Source organism: Pseudomonas sp. ACM7 (assembly GCF_004136015.1).
In the GTDB taxonomy this organism is placed as follows: Bacteria; Pseudomonadota; Gammaproteobacteria; order Pseudomonadales; family Pseudomonadaceae; genus Aquipseudomonas; species Aquipseudomonas frigoris.
This window is the reverse complement of record NZ_CP024866.1, coordinates 910,867-929,115: the sequence shown is the minus strand read 5'-3', so window position 1 is coordinate 929,115 and position 18,249 is coordinate 910,867. Positions and strand designations below refer to the sequence as shown.

Annotated in this window: 17 protein-coding genes; 15 read left to right on the top strand and 2 right to left on the bottom strand. The window is 59.7% G+C overall.

The window, feature by feature from the left end; genetic code table 11:
* Window positions 1-189 precede the first annotated feature (189 nt).
* The 4 genes from CUN63_RS04470 to CUN63_RS04455 are packed head-to-tail and all read left to right on the top strand — an operon-like array spanning window position 190 to window position 4,548.
* Window positions 190-660, top strand: coding sequence for a (2Fe-2S)-binding protein (locus CUN63_RS04470; RefSeq protein WP_008152370.1), 471 nt, complete (start codon window positions 190-192; stop codon window positions 658-660).
* The gene (locus CUN63_RS04465; protein WP_129437468.1) at window positions 657-2,978 is read left to right on the top strand and encodes a xanthine dehydrogenase family protein molybdopterin-binding subunit; all 2,322 of its coding nucleotides are present in this window, start codon (window positions 657-659) and stop codon (window positions 2,976-2,978) included. Before CUN63_RS04470 ends, CUN63_RS04465 begins: the two co-directional genes overlap by 4 nt.
* On the top strand, window positions 2,978-3,961 hold the full coding sequence (locus CUN63_RS04460) for an XdhC family protein (RefSeq protein WP_129437466.1): 984 nt from the start codon (window positions 2,978-2,980) through the stop codon (window positions 3,959-3,961). Before CUN63_RS04465 ends, CUN63_RS04460 begins: the two co-directional genes overlap by 1 nt.
* On the top strand, window positions 3,958-4,548 hold the full coding sequence (locus CUN63_RS04455) for a nucleotidyltransferase family protein (RefSeq protein WP_129437464.1): 591 nt from the start codon (window positions 3,958-3,960) through the stop codon (window positions 4,546-4,548). The genes CUN63_RS04460 and CUN63_RS04455 overlap by 4 nt, the downstream gene beginning before the upstream one ends.
* Window positions 4,549-4,731: 183 nt before the next feature.
* Here the strand turns inward: CUN63_RS04455 and rne are convergent, their stop codons facing one another.
* Window positions 4,732-7,929, bottom strand: coding sequence for a ribonuclease E (gene rne, locus CUN63_RS04450; protein WP_129437462.1), 3,198 nt, complete (start codon window positions 7,927-7,929; stop codon window positions 4,732-4,734).
* A gap of 700 nt (window positions 7,930-8,629) precedes the next feature.
* Between rne and rluC the strand changes: the two genes are divergently transcribed.
* Genes rluC through sppA form a run of 3 tightly spaced genes read left to right on the top strand, consistent with a single transcriptional unit; the run spans window position 8,630 to window position 11,255 of the window.
* Entirely contained in the window at window positions 8,630-9,592 is a 963-nt protein-coding gene (gene rluC, locus CUN63_RS04445) for a 23S rRNA pseudouridine(955/2504/2580) synthase RluC (RefSeq protein WP_046049069.1), read from the top strand.
* Window positions 9,579-10,241, top strand: a complete 663-nt coding sequence (locus tag CUN63_RS04440; RefSeq protein WP_129437460.1) for an HAD-IA family hydrolase — start codon at window positions 9,579-9,581, stop codon at window positions 10,239-10,241. Before rluC ends, CUN63_RS04440 begins: the two co-directional genes overlap by 14 nt.
* A 24-nt stretch (window positions 10,242-10,265) precedes the next feature.
* Window positions 10,266-11,255 carry a signal peptide peptidase SppA gene (gene sppA / locus CUN63_RS04435; protein ID WP_129437458.1) on the top strand — a complete coding sequence of 330 codons (990 nt, stop codon included), beginning with the start codon at window positions 10,266-10,268 and terminating at the stop codon, window positions 11,253-11,255.
* Between the two features lie 147 nt (window positions 11,256-11,402).
* Here sppA and CUN63_RS04430 read toward each other — a convergent pair whose 3' ends face one another.
* Window positions 11,403-11,981: a nucleoside triphosphate pyrophosphatase gene (locus CUN63_RS04430; protein WP_129437456.1), complete on the bottom strand. Its 579-nt coding sequence runs from the start codon at window positions 11,979-11,981 to the stop codon at window positions 11,403-11,405.
* A gap of 106 nt (window positions 11,982-12,087) precedes the next feature.
* On the opposite strand from CUN63_RS04430, the gene CUN63_RS04425 reads away from it, so the two are divergent.
* The 8 genes from CUN63_RS04425 to pabC all read left to right on the top strand — a co-directional run bounded on the left by CUN63_RS04425 (window position 12,088) and on the right by pabC (window position 18,246).
* Complete coding sequence (locus tag CUN63_RS04425) at window positions 12,088-12,615, top strand: YceD family protein (protein WP_004371317.1); 528 nt, start codon at window positions 12,088-12,090, stop codon at window positions 12,613-12,615.
* A 13-nt stretch (window positions 12,616-12,628) separates the two neighbouring features.
* A complete protein-coding gene (gene rpmF, locus CUN63_RS04420) occupies window positions 12,629-12,811 on the top strand; it encodes a 50S ribosomal protein L32 (RefSeq protein ID WP_008152339.1) in 183 nt (60 codons plus the stop codon).
* A gap of 4 nt (window positions 12,812-12,815) precedes the next feature.
* Window positions 12,816-13,826 (top strand): phosphate acyltransferase PlsX, encoded by a 1,011-nt coding sequence (gene plsX, locus CUN63_RS04415; RefSeq protein WP_129437454.1) that lies wholly within the window; start codon window positions 12,816-12,818, stop codon window positions 13,824-13,826.
* A 125-nt stretch (window positions 13,827-13,951) separates the two neighbouring features.
* A complete protein-coding gene (fabD, locus tag CUN63_RS04410; RefSeq protein WP_129437452.1) occupies window positions 13,952-14,890 on the top strand; it encodes an ACP S-malonyltransferase in 939 nt (312 codons plus the stop codon).
* Window positions 14,891-14,906: 16 nt separating this feature from the next.
* Entirely contained in the window at window positions 14,907-15,650 is a 744-nt protein-coding gene (gene fabG / locus CUN63_RS04405) for a 3-oxoacyl-ACP reductase FabG (protein ID WP_129437450.1), read from the top strand.
* A 191-nt stretch (window positions 15,651-15,841) separates the two neighbouring features.
* Entirely contained in the window at window positions 15,842-16,078 is a 237-nt protein-coding gene (gene acpP / locus CUN63_RS04400; protein ID WP_003442511.1) for an acyl carrier protein, read from the top strand.
* Between the two features lie 108 nt (window positions 16,079-16,186).
* Entirely contained in the window at window positions 16,187-17,431 is a 1,245-nt protein-coding gene (gene fabF / locus CUN63_RS04395; protein ID WP_095132060.1) for a beta-ketoacyl-ACP synthase II, read from the top strand.
* Window positions 17,431-18,246, top strand: coding sequence for an aminodeoxychorismate lyase (gene pabC / locus CUN63_RS04390; protein ID WP_129437448.1), 816 nt, complete (start codon window positions 17,431-17,433; stop codon window positions 18,244-18,246). The genes fabF and pabC overlap by 1 nt, the downstream gene beginning before the upstream one ends.
* Window positions 18,247-18,249 lie beyond the last annotated feature (3 nt).

The window sequence follows — 18,249 nt, the reverse complement described above, 5'->3', positions numbered from 1 at the left end:
TTTTTTGTTAATGCTGGGTTAACTTAGCCACCTAACGATGCAAACGTTTGCTCCACCAAAGGCCCGATGCAGACGCGACCGTCCGCATAAGAGAGCCTCGTTAGCCTGAGCCGATCTGCGTGATGCCAACCGCCAACCCCAGGCGGCAGATTGCTCGACCCCATAACCAATAACTATGCGGGCGTGCCCATGATTACCCTGAAGCTCAATGGTCAAGACCATCAACTCGATGTCACCGAGGACATGCCGCTGCTCTGGGCAATCCGCGACGTGGCTGGTTACAACGGCACCAAATTCGGCTGCGGCATGGGCCTGTGCGGCGCCTGCACCATCCATATCGAAGGCGCCCCGGCGCGCAGTTGCATCACGCCGATCGGTTCGGTGGTCGGCCAGAACGTCACCACCATCGACAACCTGCACGCCGACCCGGTCGGACAAGTCGTCCAGCAAGCCTGGCTCGACACCGCCGTGGCCCAGTGCGGTTTCTGTCAGGGCGGGCAGATCATGTCCGCCACGGCGCTGCTCAAGACCAACCCGAACCCCAGCGACGAACAGATCGAAGAGGCGATGGTCGGCAATATTTGCCGCTGCGGCACTTACAACCGCATCAAGACCGCCATCCGCCAGGCATCCACTCACCTGAAGGAGGCCAAGGCATGAGCCAGTTACCGAATGATTTCGCGCTGAGCAACCTCAGTCGCCGCGGTTTCCTCAAAGGCGTTGGCGCCACCAGTGCGCTGGTACTGGTGGCGAGCTGGGGCTGGCAAGACGCGTTTGCTGCCGAAAAAGAAAAGAAATTCGGCGCCGATGGCATGCCCAACGGCTGGATCGATGATCCGAAGGTGTACGTCAGCATCGCCGCTGACGGCACGGTGACCGTGGTCTGCAACCGTTCGGAAATGGGCCAGGGTGTGCGCACCAGCCTGACGATGGTGGTGGCCGATGAACTGGAAGCCGACTGGGCGATGATGAAGGTGCAACAGGCGCCGGGCGATGAAGTGCGCTTCGGCAACCAGGACACCGATGGCTCGCGCAGCATGCGCCACTGGTACGAGCCGATGCGTCGCTGCGGTGCTGCCGCGCGGACCATGCTTGAACAAGCCGCTGCCGAACAGTGGAAAGTGCCGGTCAGCGAATGCCGCGCGCAACTGCATAAAGTCATTCACCAACCGACCGGTCGTGAGCTGGGTTACGGTGCATTGGCCGCCGCTGCCGGTGCGCTGGCGGTACCGGCGCGTGACAGCCTGCGGCTCAAGCAGCCGTCGGAATTCCGCTACATCGGCAAGGAAGGCACCAAGGCTATCGACGGTGCCGACATCGTCAATGGCCGCGCCATTTACGGTGCAGACGTCCATTTCGACGGCATGCTCTACGCCACCATTGCACGTCCTGCGGTGTACGGCGGCAAGGTCAAGTCCGTCGACTCCAGCGCCGCGATGAAGGTCCCGGGTGTGATCAAGGTCGTGCAGATCGAAGGCCATCCGCTGCCCTCGGAGTTTCAGCCGTTGGGCGGCGTGGCCGTGGTGGCCAGCAATACCTGGGCGGCGATCAAGGGCCGCGAGGCGTTGAAAATCGAGTGGGATGATGGTCCTAACGCCAGTTATGACTCGATCGCCTACCGCAAGGAACTGGAAGCCGCGTCCCTCAAACCGGGCAAAGTGGTGCGCAATACCGGCAACATCGATGAAGCGATGGGCAGCGCCGACAGCACGCTCGAAGCATCCTATTACCTGCCGCACCTCACGCAAGCGCCCATGGAACCGATGGTCGCCATCGCCCGCTTCAAGGACGGCGTCTGCGAAGCCTGGGCCCCAAGCCAGGCGCCACAAGTCACCCGCGAACGAATTGGCGAACGCCTTGGTATCCCGTTCGATAACGTCACCTTTAACGTCACTTTGTTGGGCGGCGGTTTCGGTCGTAAATCCAAACCGGACTTCATCATCGAAGCGGCCATCCTTGCCAAGGAGTTCCCTGGCAAGGCGGTGCGAGTGCAATGGACCCGTGAAGACGACATCCACTGCTCCTATTTCCACACGGTGTCGGCCGAGTACCTGAAAGCCAGCCTGAACAAAGACGGCCTGCCGTCCGGCTGGTTGCACCGCACCGTGGCACCGAGCATCACCGCGCTGTTTGCGCCGGGCATGAACCACGAGGCGGCCTTCGAGTTGGGCATGGGCTTTACCAACATGGCTTACGCGATTCCCAACGTGCGCCTGGAAAACCCGGAAGCGACGGTCCATACCCGCGTCGGCTGGTATCGCTCGGTGTCGAACATTCCTCACGGTTTTGCGATTCAGAGCTTTGTCGATGAACTTGCGCACAAGGCCGGCCAGGATCCGCTCAAGTACCAGATCAAATTGCTCGGCCCGGACCGGCAGATCGATCCGCGCACCTTGAGTGAAGAGTGGAATTACGGCGAATCCCCCGAGCGTTATCCGATCGACACCGCGCGTCTGCGCACGGTGCTGGAAACCGCTGCCAAAGCTTCCGGTTGGGGCCGTGAGTTGCCCAAGGGCCGAGGCCTGGGCCTGGCGGTGCATTACAGTTTCGTGACCTATGTGGCGGCGGTAATTGAGGTCGAAGTCAAAGACGACGGCACGCTGATCGTGCACAGGGCAGACATCGCGGTGGATTGCGGTCCGCAGATCAACCCCGAGCGCATTCGTGCGCAGTTCGAAGGTGCCTGTGTCATGGGCCTGGGCAACGCTGTGCTGGGGGAAATCAGCTTCAAGGACGGCAAGGTCCAGCAGGACAACTTCCACATGTACGAAGTGGCGCGCATGTCGCTGGCGCCGAAGGAAGTCGCGGTTCATCTGGTCACACCATCGGGTGATGTGCCATTAGGCGGTGTCGGTGAACCGGGCGTGCCACCGATCGCACCTGCGCTGTGCAACGCAATCTTTGCTGCCACCGGCAAGCGCATCCGCAACCTGCCGGTTCGCTATCAGCTGCAAGGTTGGCAGAAGGCGCAAGCCTGATGGACAGCGTCGATCTGAACGTCCTGCGCAGCGTACTGGAATGGCGCCGCGCCGGTCAGCGGGTGGTGTTGTACAGCGTCGTCCAGACCTGGGGCACCGCGCCTCGGGCACCTGGCGCCATGCTTGCCTTGCGTGAAGATGGCGTGGTGATTGGCTCGGTGTCCGGTGGTTGTGTCGAAGACGATTTGATTGCCCGGCTGCACGACGGTCGTATTCCAGCCGATGGGCCGCCGGTGCAATTGATCACTTACGGCATCACCCGTGAGGAGGCGGCACGCTTCGGTTTGCCGTGCGGCGGCACCTTGCGCCTGACTGAGGAGCGGGTCGGTGACCCGGCTTGGGTCGCTGAGTTGCTGGCGCGCTGCGAGGCGCATGAAATCGTTGCTCGCTCGCTCAGTGTCGAGACGGGTGAAGTCGTGCTGCAACCGGCTGACAAGACTGATGTGCTGACGTTCGATGGCAAGAAGCTACGGGCCATTTACGGCCCGCGTTGGCGGTTGTTGCTGATCGGTGCGGGGCAGTTGTCCCGGTATGTCGCCGAGATGGCTCGTTTGCTGGATTTCGAAGTGCTGATCTGCGATCCGCGCACCGAGTTCGTTTACGGTTGGGAAGAGCAGCACGGGCGATTTGTTTCGGGCATGCCCGATGACGCGGTGCTCAGCATCCAGACTGACGAGCGTACGGCCATCGTCGCGCTGACCCACGATCCTCGACTCGATGACATGGCGCTGCTCACGGCGCTGGATTCCAGGGCGTTTTATGTCGGTGCACTGGGTTCGCGGATCAACAGCTTGAAACGCCGGGAGAACCTGGCTCAGCTAGGCTTGTCACAGCAGGCCATCGAGCGGCTGCACGGCCCGATCGGTTTGCACATTGGCAGCCACACACCGGCGGAAATTGCCTTGTCGCTACTGGCCGAAATCGTGGCGATCAAGAACGGCGTCGAGCTCAAGCAGAAGAAGCTGTTGCAGGAGGTCGTATGAGTGAACCGATCGGCGTCATCGTTTTGGCAGCGGGGCAGGGCAGTCGGTTTCGACAGGAGGCCGGTGCCGAGAGGGACAAGCTGGTGGCGGATTGTACGGGGCGCGAGGGTGCTGTTCATTCGTTGATCGAGCAAGTGCTGGCGAATTTGCCGACCTCCCTTGAGAAGCGCGTCCTGGTGACCACTGTGGATCGACCGCAAGTGATCCGCATGGCCAAGGCTTATGGTTGCGAGATCGTGCTGATCGAATCGACCGGCATGGGTGACAGCATCGCAGCCGGTGTGGCGGCGTGTCCGCTGCTCAGTGGCTGGCTGATTGTGCTGGGGGATATGCCGTTCATCCTTCCAACGAGTATTGAGCGTGTGGTGGCGGAGATTGCTGATGACGCCGTCAGTGTTCCGGTGCATCAAGGTGAGTTTGGACATCCGGTGGGATTTGGGCGCAGCTTCGGTGCTACGTTGATGGCGTTGTCCGGTGATCGAGGTGCCAAGGCGTTGTTTGCGCAGGCGAGGGTGGTCGAGGTGATGGTGGACGATCCCGGGGTGTTGTGGGATGTGGATGTGCCAGAGAAGTTGATCTACCAGTAGCCTCGATACAGATCCAATGTGTGCGGGCTTGCTCGCGAAAGCGGTGAATCAGCTTGCACCAATGTCGAATGTTAAACCGCTTTCGCGAGCAAGCCCGCTCCCACATTGGATCACCGTGATATTTACGGGCATAAAAAAGCCCCGCCTGGATCACCAGGCGGGGCTTTTTAGTGGCCGATGGAATCAGACGAGAGGTTTAGGCTCGTGTTCTTTTTCCAGGGCTTGCTCGTGTTGCTCTACCGCTTCCTGAACGGAGCGCGGTGCTTCGTCGATCACCGATCCAGCTGGTTCGGCAGCAGCGACTTCAGCAGCCGGGGCAGGTGCTGCCTCGACGACTTCAGCGACAACCGGTGCTGGTTCGACAGCAGCCGGAGCAGCAGCGGCAGCCAGTTCGGCTTCTTTCTGCAGACGCTCGGCTTCACGCTTGCGGCGACGCACTTCACGTGGGTCGTTCGGCGCACGGCCACTTGGCGTCAGGGCGCTGACAGGGGCGGCTTCGACTTCCGGTGCGGCCACTTCGGCAACAACCGGCGCTTCAACCACCGGAGCAGGCTCGGCAGCAGCAACCACTGGCTCGGACACCATGGCCTCGGCTTCTGGCGCTTCGGCGGCGGCTGGCTCGGCAACCCAGTTGAACGCGGTTTGCTCTTCGCGAATTTCACGGACAGCTTCGGTCACTGTTTCGGTGGCTGTTTCGACAACCGGTTCTGCGGCAACCACTGGCTCAGCGGCAGCTTCAAATACAGGCTGTGCTTCACGAACCGGGGCGACTTCGATTTCCGGAGCTGCGGTGGCTTCGACCGAAGTCGTTGCTTCAACCACTGGCGCTTCCACTGGAGCAGTTTCCAGGGTGGCGGCAGTCGCGCGTTCGGCTTGCTCGTTAGCCTGTGCTTCGGCTGGAGCGCTGATCACGGTGCTGGCAACGGCTGCGGTAACAGCCAGGCCGGCGGCCAGATCGGCAGCGCTTGGCGCTTCGTTGGTTTCGGCAGCTTCGTTACCTTCGGCGGACTCTGATTCTTCCGAACCTTCGATCACATTACCGTTGGCATCGCGCTGACGCTCACGACGGTTGCTGCGACGACGCTGGCCACGGGAGCGGCGGCGTGGACGATCGCCTTCGGCGCCTTCCTGACCGTCTTCCTGCAGTTGCTCTTCGTTGGTAACCAACTCTTCTTCAGCTACTGCGGCAGCGGCTTGCTCGGCACGTGGCTGACGTTCTTCACGCGGTGGGCGTGGAGCACGTTCTTCGCGTGGCTGGCGGGCTGGACGCTCTTCAGCGGTAGCGGCGATAGCAGCGGCGGCCGGAGCGGCATCCAGAGGCTCACGCAATTCACGAACCGGGCGTTCTTCACGATCGCCACGTGGCTTGCGATCTTCGCGAGGAGCGCGCGGTGCACGTTCTTCACGAGGTGCGCGAGGTGCGCGCTCTTCACGTGGAGCGCGTTCTACTGCTACCGCTGGAGTTTCTTCGCGGGCTTCGCGTGGCTCACGTGGTGCGCGCTCTTCACGCGGTGCACGTTCCTCACGAGGCTTGCGCTCTTCATCGCGGCGACCGTTACGGTTGCGGCTCTGCTGACGACCGTTGCGACGTTCTTCGTTGCGGGCCGGACGCTCGGTGGTTGCTGGTTTTTCAACCACAACCGGAGTAACTGGCTCTTCTTTGGTCGCGAACAGGCTGACCAGCGACTTCACCAGGCCTTTGAACAGGCTTGGCTCAGGCGCGGCGACCGGTGCAGCAACGGGTGCGGCAGCGACGACTTCGGTCGGAATCGGAGCGTTGGCGCGAGCCGGAGCAGTCTTGACCGCGGCTTCCTGGCGAACCAGGGTGCGGGTCGCAGCGGCTGGCTGGACTTCTTCGACTTCGGCAGCGGCAGCAGCGATTTCGTAGCTGGACTGGCCGACCGCGGCTTCCGGGCTGTCATCGCGCAAACGCTGCACTTCGAAGTGCGGCGTTTCGAGATGATCGTTCGGCAGAATGACGATGCGGGCACGGGTGCGCAGTTCGATCTTGGTGATCGAGTTGCGTTTTTCATTGAGCAGGAACGCGGCGACCGGGATCGGCACTTGGGCGCGAACTTCGGCAGTGCGGTCTTTCAGGGCTTCTTCTTCGATCAGGCGCAGAATCGCCAGCGACAGCGATTCAACGTCACGGATGATGCCGGTGCCGTTGCAACGCGGGCAAACGATGCCGCTGCTTTCGCCCAGGGATGGACGCAGGCGCTGACGGGACATTTCCAGCAGGCCGAAGCGCGAGATGCGACCGACTTGCACGCGAGCGCGGTCGGCTTCCAGGCATTCGCGGACTTTTTCTTCCACGGCGCGCTGGTTCTTGGCAGGGGTCATGTCGATGAAGTCGATGACGATCAGGCCGCCGATGTCGCGCAAGCGCAACTGACGGGCGATTTCTTCGGCGGCTTCAAGGTTGGTCTGCAGGGCGGTTTCTTCGATGTCGCTGCCTTTGGTGGCGCGCGCCGAGTTGATGTCGATGGACACCAGGGCTTCGGTCGGATCGATAACGATGGAGCCGCCGGAAGGCAGTTCAACGACGCGCTGGAAAGCGGTCTCGATCTGGCTTTCGATCTGGAAACGGTTGAACAGCGGAACGCTGTCTTCGTACAGCTTGATCTTGCTGGCGTACTGCGGCATCACCTGGCGGATGAAGGTCAGGGCTTCGTCCTGGGCTTCAACGCTGTCGATCAGCACTTCGCCGATGTCCTGGCGCAGGTAATCGCGGATGGCGCGGATGATCACGTTGCTTTCCTGGTAGATCAGGAACGGCGCGGAGCGATCCAGCGAGGCTTCTTTGATGGCGGTCCAGAGTTGCAGCAGGTAGTCGAGGTCCCACTGCATTTCTTCGCTGCTGCGGCCCAGGCCGGCAGTGCGAACGATCAGACCCATGTCGGCTGGGGCAACCAGGCCGTTCAGTGCTTCACGCAGTTCGTTGCGCTCTTCACCTTCGATGCGACGGGAAATACCGCCGGCACGCGGGTTGTTCGGCATCAGAACGAGGTAACGACCGGCCAGGCTGATGAAGGTGGTCAGGGCTGCGCCCTTGTTGCCACGTTCTTCTTTTTCGACCTGAACGATGACTTCCTGGCCTTCGCTCAGGACGTCCTTGATGTTGACGCGGCCTTCGGGGGCTTTCTTGAAGTATTCGCGGGAGATTTCTTTGAGGGGCAGGAAGCCGTGGCGCTCGGAGCCGAAATCGACAAAGGCAGCCTCAAGGCTTGGTTCGATGCGAGTAATCCGGCCTTTATAGATGTTGGCCTTTTTCTGCTCGCGTGCACCGGATTCGATGTCCAGGTCGTAGAGGCGTTGGCCATCTACCAGTGCAACACGCAACTCTTCGGGTTGAGTTGCGTTAATCAGCATTCTTTTCATGTAGTACCGTCGGTTTCCGGGCTGCCGGAAACGGCGTTCGGCACACACGACTTCTCATGGTCGGTGTCAGGTGCGTCAGGAGTGGTTGGACACTCCAGTGTCTAGCGAACCCCGACCAATTGGGCCGGCGTCGCGACGTACGCGTCCTGCTTGCTGTGGCTACTTAAGCACTCAGTCAGGAGGAGGAATCAACCAGCGGCTGTGGACGAGATGAAGCGTCTTGATAAAGCCTATTGCTACACAGTCCAGCGGTTGTGCATCTCCACCCTACACGTATCCCTGATAATTCGGGTGCTGCCGCGCGCAGAATCCGCAGCGGGTTGGCATTTACCGTGAGCTCCGAAAGGGGAGGTCACGCATCATGGCTAATTTAGGCGTTGTTTCCGAAGCGTTCGCTCGGGGTTGTTCGTAGCTGACTGCACTTTGTGAACTGGCCGTGAATATTTGCTCGCAAGGCGAGTGAAAACTCTGCTTTGCGGCATGCTTCAGGCCTCATGTCACCTGCGCTCGTTACAACTGCAAACTCTACCGTTTCGTAGCGAAAGCCCCGTAGGACGGCCTCTCGTCCTCGTGAATTGCGTTGGTCAGGGCCGGTTTTTGACCGTTAGTCCGCTGTCCAGGCCACTTTTGGCGGCGTTCGCGACTATAGCAGCAATGATTAAGTGCTTCAATTCCATAAAAAATTGTTATCATCCGCGCCATGACGACTACTGCCCCTTCGACCCCAGCCGTACAACTGCTGGAGGTCTCGCCGGAATATGCCGGCCAACGTATTGATAACTTCCTTCTCGCTCGGCTCAAAGGCGTGCCCAAGACCTTGATTTACCGCATTTTGCGCAAAGGCGAAGTGCGAGTGAACAAAGGTCGGATCAAGCCCGAATACAAGCTGCAGGCGGGCGATATCGTGCGCGTGCCGCCGGTTCGCGTGCCTGAGCGCGACGAGCCGGTGCCGCTGGCACAAGGCCTGCTGCAGCGCCTCGAAGCCTCGATTGTGTTCGAGGACAAGGCGTTGATCGTGATCAACAAGCCTTGCGGCATCGCGGTTCACGGTGGCAGCGGCTTGACTTACGGGGTGATCGAAGCCTTTCGTCAGTTGCGTCCCGATTGCAAGGAGCTCGAACTGGTTCACCGTCTCGACCGTGACACCTCCGGCCTGCTGATGATCGCCAAGAAGCGCAGCATGCTGCGTCACTTGCACACGGCATTGCGCGGCGATGGCGTCGACAAGCGCTACATGGCGCTGGTTCGCGGCAACTGGGCGGCCTCGATCAAGCAAGTCCGAGCGTCGCTCGGCAAGAGCAACCTGCGCTCCGGCGAGCGTATGGTCGAGGTCGACGAGGAAGAGGGCAAGGAGTCCGTGACCGTGTTCAAGGTCCTGCGTCGTTTTGGCGACTTTGCCACCCTGATCGAAGCCAAACCGATTACCGGCCGTACTCACCAAATCCGCGTCCACACCTTGCACGCCGGGCATTGCATTGCCGGTGACACCAAGTACGGCGATGAAGGCTTCAGCAAAGAGATTCGTGACCTGGGCGGAAAGCGCCTGTTCCTGCACGCCTACATGCTGACCGTGCCGCTGCCTGATGGTGGTGAGCTGAAGTTGCAGGCGCCGGTCGACGAGATGTGGGCCAAAACCGTGGAGCGCCTGAGTGCACCCATCTGATTACAAGCTGCTGATTTTCGATTGGGACGGCACTCTCGCCGACTCCATTGGTCGGATTGTCGAGTCAATGCATGTCGCGTCCGAGCGATCCGGATTTCAGTTGCGCGATGATTTTGCCGTCAAGGGCATCATCGGTCTGGGTCTGCCGGAAGCGATTCGCACGTTGTATCCGGAAATCGGCGAAGAAGAATTGGTAGCCTTCCGTCAGCACTATGCTGATCACTACATCGCCTCTGAGGCTGTTCCTTCGCCGTTGTTCGAGGGTGTGGTCGAGTCGATGGAAGCGTTTCGCGCCGAGGGTTATCACTTGGCGGTCGCGACCGGCAAGGCTCGTCGCGGACTGGATCGGGTGCTGAAGTCTCACGGCTGGGAAGAATATTTCGACATCACCCGCGCGGCCGACGAAACCGCCAGCAAACCCCATCCGCTGATGCTTGAGCAGATCCTCGCTCACTGCGAGGTTCGCCCGGAGCAGGCGCTGATGGTGGGCGATTCGTCCTTTGACTTGCAGATGGCGCGCAACGCCGGCATGGATTCGGTGGCCGTCAGCTATGGCGCGCAATCGATCGAAGCGTTGAAGTTGTTCGAGCCGGCACTGGCCATTGATCGTTTTTCAGAATTGCATGCCTGGCTGAGTCAGCGGGCTTAATAGGTTTTTGCTGGGGTAGATGTCATGACCGACGAATGGAAAGCGCCCGCCAAGGCGAGCGCAGAGAGCGGTGACGAGAAAAGCTGGAAGCTGCTGGAAAAGACCCTGCTAGCTGGCGTGCAGGAGCAGCGCAGGTCCCGTCGCTGGGGGATTTTCTTCAAGCTGCTGACCTTTGTGTACCTGTTTGGCGCGTTGATCCTGTTCACGCCGTTGATGGACATGGAAAAAGCCGCCACTCGCAGTGGCACCTACACCGCGCTGATCGACGTGACCGGCATGATCGCCGACAAGGAGCCTGCCAGCGCTGATAACATCGTCGGCAGCCTGCGTGCAGCGTTCGAGGACGAGAAGGTCAAAGGTGTCATCCTGCGAATCAACAGTCCGGGCGGCAGTCCGGTGCAGTCGGGCTACGTCTATGACGAGATCCGCCGTTTGCGCGGCCTGCATCCGGATACCAAGGTTTACGCGGTAATCTCGGATTTGGGCGCTTCCGGTGCTTATTACATCGCAAGCGCGGCAGATCAGATCTACGCCGACAAGGCGAGCCTGGTAGGTTCCATTGGTGTGACGGCGGCCGGTTATGGCTTTGTCGGGACGATGGAGAAGCTGGGTGTCGAGCGTCGCACTTACACCTCCGGCGAGCACAAATCGTTCCTCGATCCGTTCCAGCCGCAGAAGCCTGAAGAAACTCAGTTCTGGCAGGGTGTGCTCGATACCACTCATCAGCAATTCATCAGCAGCGTCAAGAAAGGTCGTGGCGACCGCCTCAAGGACAAGGAGCATCCAGAGTTGTTCTCCGGGTTGGTCTGGTCGGGCGAGCAGGCACTGCCGCTGGGGTTGATCGATGGCCTGGGCAATGCCAGTTCGGTGGCCCGTGATGTCATTGGCGAGAAAGAGCTGGTGGACTTCACTGTTCAGGAATCGCCGTTCGATCGCTTCTCGAAAAAACTCGGTGCCAGCGTGGCTGAGCATCTGGCGATGTGGATGGGCTTCCAGGGGCCTTCGTTGCGCTGATTCTATGGCTGCATAAAAAAACCGGCTTTTTGCCGGTTTTTTTAAAGTCAAAAGATCGCAGCCTCGTTTCACTCGACAGCTCCTACATTGAAATGCGTATCCCTTGTAGGAGCTGTCGAGTGAAACGAGGCTGCGATCTTTTGATCTTTAAGGTATCTGCACGCCTTCGGCCAGCAGCATGTCCACCAGGCGAATCAATGGCAGGCCGATCAGGCTGGTGGCGTCAGGGCCTTCGGTGCTTTGAAACAGGCTCGCCCCCAAACCCTCGGCTTTGAAGCTGCCAGCGCAATCGTAGGGCTGTTCGGCGCGCAGGTAGCGTTCGATGCGTGCGGTGTCGAGCGTGCGCATGTGCACGGTGAACGGCACGCAGTCGACCTGGCATTCACCGGTCTGGCTGTTGAGCAGCGCCAGGCCGGTGAGGAAGGTCACGCTGGCACCGCTCGAAGCCAACAATTGTTCGCGGGCCTTTTCGAAGGTGTGCGGTTTGCCGATAATCCGTTCGCCAAGCACCGCGACCTGATCGGAGCCGATAATCAGATGAGCGGGATGGCTGCTGGCCAACGCACGTGCTTTTTCCTCGGCGAGGCGCTTGACCAGCTCGATGGCGGACTCGTCCGGACGATGGCTTTCGTCAATATCCGGCGAGCTGCAGATAAACGGCAGCTGCAAGCGGGCCAGCAATTCCCGGCGATAAACCGAGCTTGAAGCGAGTAATAAAGGCAGCATGCGCATCTCCAGAAGACAGGCGCGAATTCTAGCGGAGGCTTGCAAGTGACGGACAGGGCTGAATTTCCTTTGACATGGCTGGGGGCATCCCTATAATGCTGCGCCTATGTTGAATGACCCGATTCCACCTCACGTTGACCCGCGCAAATTGGCTGATCGTGGCACCACCCTTCAAGGTGAACTGCTGCTGGCCGATTTGGAGAGACTCTGCGACCCGCTTTCCGACACTGTCGGTACGGTGCAGGCTAAATTCGTTTTTGAACGAGATGAACGTAAGTCTGTGGTAATTCACAGTTTTATCGACACCGAAGTCAAAATGGTTTGCCAGCGTTGTCTTGAGCTGGTCACCCTGCCGATCCATAGCGAATGCAGTTATGCTGTGGTGAAGGAGGGTGCGAATACCCAGTCGTTGCCGAAAGGTTATGACGTGCTGGAACTGGGCGAAGATCCATTGGATCTGCAGTCACTGATCGAGGAGGAGCTTCTGCTCGCCTTGCCCATTGTGCCTGCTCATCATCCGGAAGAATGCCAGCAGCCGGCGGGTCTCGATGAGCCCGAACCGAGCGAGGACGAGGTAACGCGGTCCAACCCGTTCAGTGTATTGGCGCAGTTAAAGCGTGACCCAAACGTTTAGGAGTTAATCAATTATGGCTGTTCAGCAGAACAAAAAATCCCGCTCTGCCCGTGACATGCGTCGTTCGCACGACGCCCTGACGGCAAGCACTCTGTCTGTAGAAAAAACCACCGGTGAAATTCACCTGCGTCACCACGTATCGCCAGAAGGCGTATACCGTGGCCGTAAAGTGATCGACAAGGGCGCTGACGAGTAATCACTTGTCTGCTCAAGTCATCGCGATTGACGCAATGGGCGGGGACTTCGGTCCCCGCAGCATTGTTCAGGCCAGCCTTGCTTGCCTGTCTGCTACGCCCTCGCTGCACCTGACCCTCGTCGGTCAACCCTCCCTCCTTGAAGAATTGCTCTCTGGCCAGTCGGCTGCGGATCGCTCGCGTCTGTCGATCGCGCCGGCGTCCGAAGTCATCACCATGGACGAAAAACCTGCTCAGGCCCTGCGCGGCAAGCCCGACTCGTCGATGCGCGTGGCGCTGGAGTTGCTGCGCGATGGCAAGGTCCGGGCCTGCGTCAGCGCTGGCAATACCGGTGCGCTGATGGCGTTGTCGCGCTTCGTGCTCAAGACCTTGCCGGGTATTGATCGGCCGGCGATGGTGGCGGCGATTCCGACGCAGAAAGGTTATTGCCAGTTGCTCGACCTGGGCGCCAATGTCGATTGCAGCGCCGAGCATCTGTTGCAGTTCGCTGTGATGGGGTCGGTGGCGGCGGAAACCCTGGGCATTGTTCGTCCGCGAGTGGCGCTGCTGAACATCGGTACTGAAGACATCAAGGGCAACCAGCAGGTCAAGCTGGCGGCCACCTTGTTGCAGAGTGCTCGCGGCATCAATTACATCGGTTTTGTCGAGGGTGACGGTGTGTACCGTGGCGAGGCAGATGTGGTGGTATGTGACGGTTTTGTCGGCAATATCCTGCTCAAATCCAGCGAAGGCCTGGCGGCCATGATTGCCGCGCGCATCGAAGCCTTGTTCAAGAAAAACCTCGCGACTAAAGTGGTCGGTGCTCTGGCCCTGCCGCTGATGAAGCGCTTGCAAGCCGATCTGGCGCCTGCACGGCATAACGGCGCAAGCTTCCTCGGGTTGCAGGGGATTGTGGTCAAAAGCCATGGTTCGGCGGGGGTTCAGGGCTTCCAGAGTGCGATTCAGCGCGCCTTGATCGAGATTCAGGAAAACCTGCCGGAACGTATTCACGGTCGCCTGGAGGATTTGTTGCTTTAGGCGTTTTCGTCGGACAATGCTTAAATGTGACCGCTCAGTTCAATTTGCCATCCAACTGTCAGTTTCTTGCGTCCCCCAAGCGGGACGTCAATTCTCCGACGACAAGATCATTAGGGGCTTGTTACATGTCTGCTTCCCTCGCATTCGTCTTTCCGGGACAGGGTTCGCAGTCCCTCGGCATGCTGGCCGAGTTGGGCGCGCAACATCCGGTTGTCCTCGAAACATTCAAAGAAGCTTCCGATGCTCTGGGTTACGACCTGTGGGCACTGACCCAGCAAGGGCCGGAAGAGCAACTCAATCAAACCGATAAAACCCAGCCGGCCATTCTGACCGCCTCGATTGCCTTGTGGCGTCTGTGGCTGGCTGAAGGCGGTGCGCGTCCGGCTTATGTTGCCGGTCACAGCCTGGGCGAATACAGCGCTCTGGTCGCTGCGGGCAGCCTGAGCCTGGGCGACGCGGTGAAGTTGGTTGAGCGCCGCGGTCAGTTGATGCAGGAAGCCGTTCCGGCCGGACAAGGTGGCATGGCCGCCATTCTCGGTCTGGACGATGCTGATGTGCTGGCAGCCTGTGCCGAAGCGGCTCAAGGCGAAGTGGTCAGTGCGGTCAACTTCAACTCCCCTGGCCAGGTGGTCATCGCCGGTGCCAAGGCAGCAGTCGAGCGCGCCATCGAAGGCTGCAAGGCCCGTGGTGCCAAGCGCGCCATGCCGTTGCCGGTCAGCGTGCCGTCCCATTGCGAGCTGATGCGTCCGGCGGCCGAGCGTTTCGCCGAGTCGATCGCAGCGATCGACTGGCAGGCGCCGCAGATTCCGGTGGTTCAGAACGTCAGCGCCAATGTGCCGGCCGATCTGGAAACCCTCAAGCGCGATCTGCTTGAGCAGCTTTACAAGCCTGTACGCTGGGTCGAATCGGTTCAGGCGCTAGCCGCCAAAGGTGCTACCCAGTTGGTCGAATGCGGCCCAGGTAAAGTACTGGCTGGCTTGAACAAGCGTTGCGCCGAAGGCGTGTCGACATCCAACCTCAATACCCCCGACGCCTTCGCTGCCGCTCGCGCAGCGCTGGCTTGAATCAGGAGAAGCCTGCATGAGTCTGCAAGGTAAAGTTGCACTGGTCACTGGCGCGAGCCGCGGTATCGGCCAGGCTATCGCCCTGGAACTGGGTCGTCAGGGCGCCATCGTTATCGGCACCGCGACGTCTGCCTCGGGTGCCGAGCGCATTGCGGCAACCCTGAAGGAAAGCGGGATTCAAGGCACTGGCCTGGAACTCAATGTCACCAGCGACGAATCCGTTGCTGCAGTACTGGCGAGCATTACATCGCAGTTCGGTGCGCCGGCGATCCTGGTCAACAATGCCGGTATCACCCGCGATAATCTGATGATGCGGATGAAAAATGACGAATGGCATGACGTCGTCGATACCAACCTGAACAGTCTGTTTCGCCTGTCCAAGGGCGTTTTGCGCGGTATGACCAAAGCCCGTTGGGGACGAATTATCAGTATTGGGTCGGTTGTGGGTGCCATGGGCAACGCAGGCCAAGTAAACTACGCAGCCGCCAAGGCCGGTCTGGAAGGTTTCAGCCGTTCGCTGGCGCGTGAAGTCGGTTCGCGTTCGATTACGGTAAACTCGGTGGCCCCTGGGTTCATCGACACCGATATGACCCGCGAACTGCCCGAGGCACAGCGTGAAGCCTTGCAGACGCAGATTCCGCTGGGCCGTCTGGGGCAAGCTCAAGAGATCGCGTCTGTGGTCGCTTTTCTTGCATCCGACGGTGCGGCTTACGTTACTGGGGCTACAATCCCGGTGAACGGCGGGATGTACATGAGTTAAATGTGACGGATCGCTTCAAAAAAATGTCATACGAGCTGTCTAAAATCCGTTATAAAGCTGCAATCTATTTATAGGCAGAGGGTCGTCGGGTTTGAGGAGTGAAGCTTTCAGTTGAAAAACTGAAAAGTCTTTCTATACACTTACCCACTGGCCAGCTGCCTGAATTTGTCCATTAGGAGTGAAAACAAGGTATGAGCACCATCGAAGAGCGCGTCAAGAAAATCGTTGCTGAGCAACTGGGCGTTAAAGAAGAAGAAGTGGTCAACACTGCTTCCTTCGTTGAAGACCTGGGTGCCGACTCCCTTGACACCGTTGAGCTGGTGATGGCTCTGGAAGAGGAATTCGAGACCGAAATTCCTGACGAAGAAGCTGAGAAGATCACTACTGTACAAGCCGCAATCGATTACGTTACTAACCACCAGGCTTAATAGCTTGTAATCGTTGCTTGCTGTCATGGAAAAACCGCACTGCCATCACGGCGTGCGGTTTTTTCTTTAGGCCTGATGCAAAGTCGTCATTTGAAAAAGGAGAGTGCTGTGTCGCGTAGACGCGTCGTAGTCACCGGTATGGGTATGTTGTCGCCACTGGGCACGGATGTGCCGAGCAGTTGGCAGGGCATTCTGGCTGGCCGCAGTGGCATTGGTCTGATCGAACACACCGACCTTTCTGCCTATTCCACCCGTTTTGGCGGCTCGGTAAAGGGCTTCAATGTCGAGGAATACCTGTCGGTCAAGGAAGCTCGCAAGCTCGACCTGTTCATTCAATACGGTCTGGCCGCAGGTTTTCAGGCAGTTCGTAACGCCGGTCTGGAAGTCACCGACGCCAACCGTGAGCGCATCGGCGTGGCCATGGGGTCGGGTATTGGCGGACTGACCAATATCGAAGAAACCAGCCGCACGCTGCATGATTCCGGCCCACGACGGATTTCTCCGTTTTTCGTGCCTGGCTCGATCATCAATATGATTTCCGGTTTTCTGTCCATCCATCTGGGTGCACAGGGACCTAACTACGCCATCGCCACCGCGTGTACCACCGGTACGCACTGCATCGGCATGGCGGCACGCAACATCATGTACGACGAAGCCGACGTGATGATTGCCGGCGGCGCTGAAATGGCAGCTTGCGGTCTGGGCATGGGCGGCTTCGGTGCCTCCCGCGCACTGTCGACCCGCAACGACGAGCCGACCCGCGCCAGCCGTCCATGGGACAAGGGCCGTGATGGCTTCGTGCTGTCCGACGGTGCCGGCGCTCTGGTTCTCGAAGAACTGGAACACGCCAAGGCCCGTGGCGCGACGATCTACGCCGAGCTGATCGGCTTCGGCACCAGTGGCGATGCTTACCACATGACTTCGCCACCGGCCGATGGCGCGGGTGCTGCACGTTGCATCACCAATGCGCTGCGCGATGCCAAGATCAATGGCGACCAGGTTCAGTACGTCAACGCCCACGGCACCTCGACGTCGGCCGGCGACCTTGCCGAAGCCTGTGCGATCAAGTCGGTGTTCGGCGATCACGCTTACAAGCTGGCGGTCAGTTCGACCAAGTCCATGACCGGTCACCTGTTGGGTGCGGCGGGCGCGGTCGAGGCGATCTTCAGTGTGCTGGCGATCAACAGCCAGGTAGCGCCGCCGACCATCAACCTCGATGAGCCGGACGAAGGTTGCGACCTCGATTTCGTACCGCATACCGCGCGCAATATGGATATCGATGTGGTGCTGTCCAACTCCTTCGGGTTTGGCGGCACCAACGGCTCGCTGGTGTTCCGCCGGTTCGCTGACTGATGGACAGCTGGGTCGACGGTCAGCCGGCTGACGCTTTGTCGCTGAAGGATCGCGGCCTGGCTTACGGTGATGGTCTGTTCGAGACCGTTGCCGTGCGTGGCGGGCAACCGTTGCTGCTGGACCGACATCTGGCGCGTCTGGCCGATGGCTGTTCACGCCTGGCGATCACTGCCGATCATGAGTTGATCCGCAGTGAGCTGCTGGCCTATGCCAGCGCACTGGGTCAGGGCGTGCTCAAGCTCATCATCACCCGCGGCGACAGTCTGCGCGGTTACGCCCCCGATCCCTCGGCTCAAGCCCGACGTATTCTGCAAGGCAATCCACCCGCTGCTTATCCTGCCGTTCATGGCGAGCAGGGCGTTCGCCTGTTCCCTTGTGCGACACGACTGTCCAGGCAGCCACTGCTTGCCGGCCTCAAACACCTTAACCGTCTGGAACAAGTGATAGCCCGCGCCGAATGGCAAGATACGGAGCACGCCGAGGGCTTGATGCTCGATCAGGCGGGTCGCGTCATTGAAGGCGTGTTCAGCAATCTGTTTCTGATCCGCGATGGCGTGTTGATCACGGCTGATTTGAAGCGCTGTGGCGTTGCCGGTGTGATGCGTGCCGAATTATTGTTTCAAGCCGAGTCGTTGGGGATCCCCACGCAAATCACCGACATCACCCTCGATCAGCTGCAATGGGCTGATGAAGTCTTTGTCTGCAACAGCGTGTATGGCGTTTGGCCGGTGCGCGCCTATGCCGCACTGAGCTGGCCGGTTGGTCCGCTCACCCGTAAACTCCAAACCATTGCCCGCGCGCTACTGGATGCTTGATAC

Bases quoted from the DNA above. Each gene is read 5' to 3' on its own strand.
- rne (WP_129437462.1), bottom strand. From the start codon at position 7,929: ATGAAAAGAATGCTGATTAACGCAACTCAACCCGAAGAGTTGCGTGTT.
- acpP (WP_003442511.1), top strand. From the start codon at position 15,842: ATGAGCACCATCGAAGAGCGCGTCAAGAAAATCGTTGCTGAGCAACTG.
- rpmF (WP_008152339.1), top strand. From the start codon at position 12,629: ATGGCTGTTCAGCAGAACAAAAAATCCCGCTCTGCCCGTGACATGCGT.
- CUN63_RS04465 (WP_129437468.1), top strand. From the start codon at position 657: ATGAGCCAGTTACCGAATGATTTCGCGCTGAGCAACCTCAGTCGCCGC.
- CUN63_RS04430 (WP_129437456.1), bottom strand. From the start codon at position 11,981: ATGCTGCCTTTATTACTCGCTTCAAGCTCGGTTTATCGCCGGGAATTG.
- pabC (WP_129437448.1), top strand. From the start codon at position 17,431: ATGGACAGCTGGGTCGACGGTCAGCCGGCTGACGCTTTGTCGCTGAAG.
- CUN63_RS04455 (WP_129437464.1), top strand. From the start codon at position 3,958: ATGAGTGAACCGATCGGCGTCATCGTTTTGGCAGCGGGGCAGGGCAGT.
- CUN63_RS04460 (WP_129437466.1), top strand. From the start codon at position 2,978: ATGGACAGCGTCGATCTGAACGTCCTGCGCAGCGTACTGGAATGGCGC.
- rluC (WP_046049069.1), top strand. From the start codon at position 8,630: ATGACGACTACTGCCCCTTCGACCCCAGCCGTACAACTGCTGGAGGTC.
- fabD (WP_129437452.1), top strand. From the start codon at position 13,952: ATGTCTGCTTCCCTCGCATTCGTCTTTCCGGGACAGGGTTCGCAGTCC.
- CUN63_RS04425 (WP_004371317.1), top strand. From the start codon at position 12,088: ATGTTGAATGACCCGATTCCACCTCACGTTGACCCGCGCAAATTGGCT.
- fabG (WP_129437450.1), top strand. From the start codon at position 14,907: ATGAGTCTGCAAGGTAAAGTTGCACTGGTCACTGGCGCGAGCCGCGGT.
- sppA (WP_129437458.1), top strand. From the start codon at position 10,266: ATGACCGACGAATGGAAAGCGCCCGCCAAGGCGAGCGCAGAGAGCGGT.
- CUN63_RS04470 (WP_008152370.1), top strand. From the start codon at position 190: ATGATTACCCTGAAGCTCAATGGTCAAGACCATCAACTCGATGTCACC.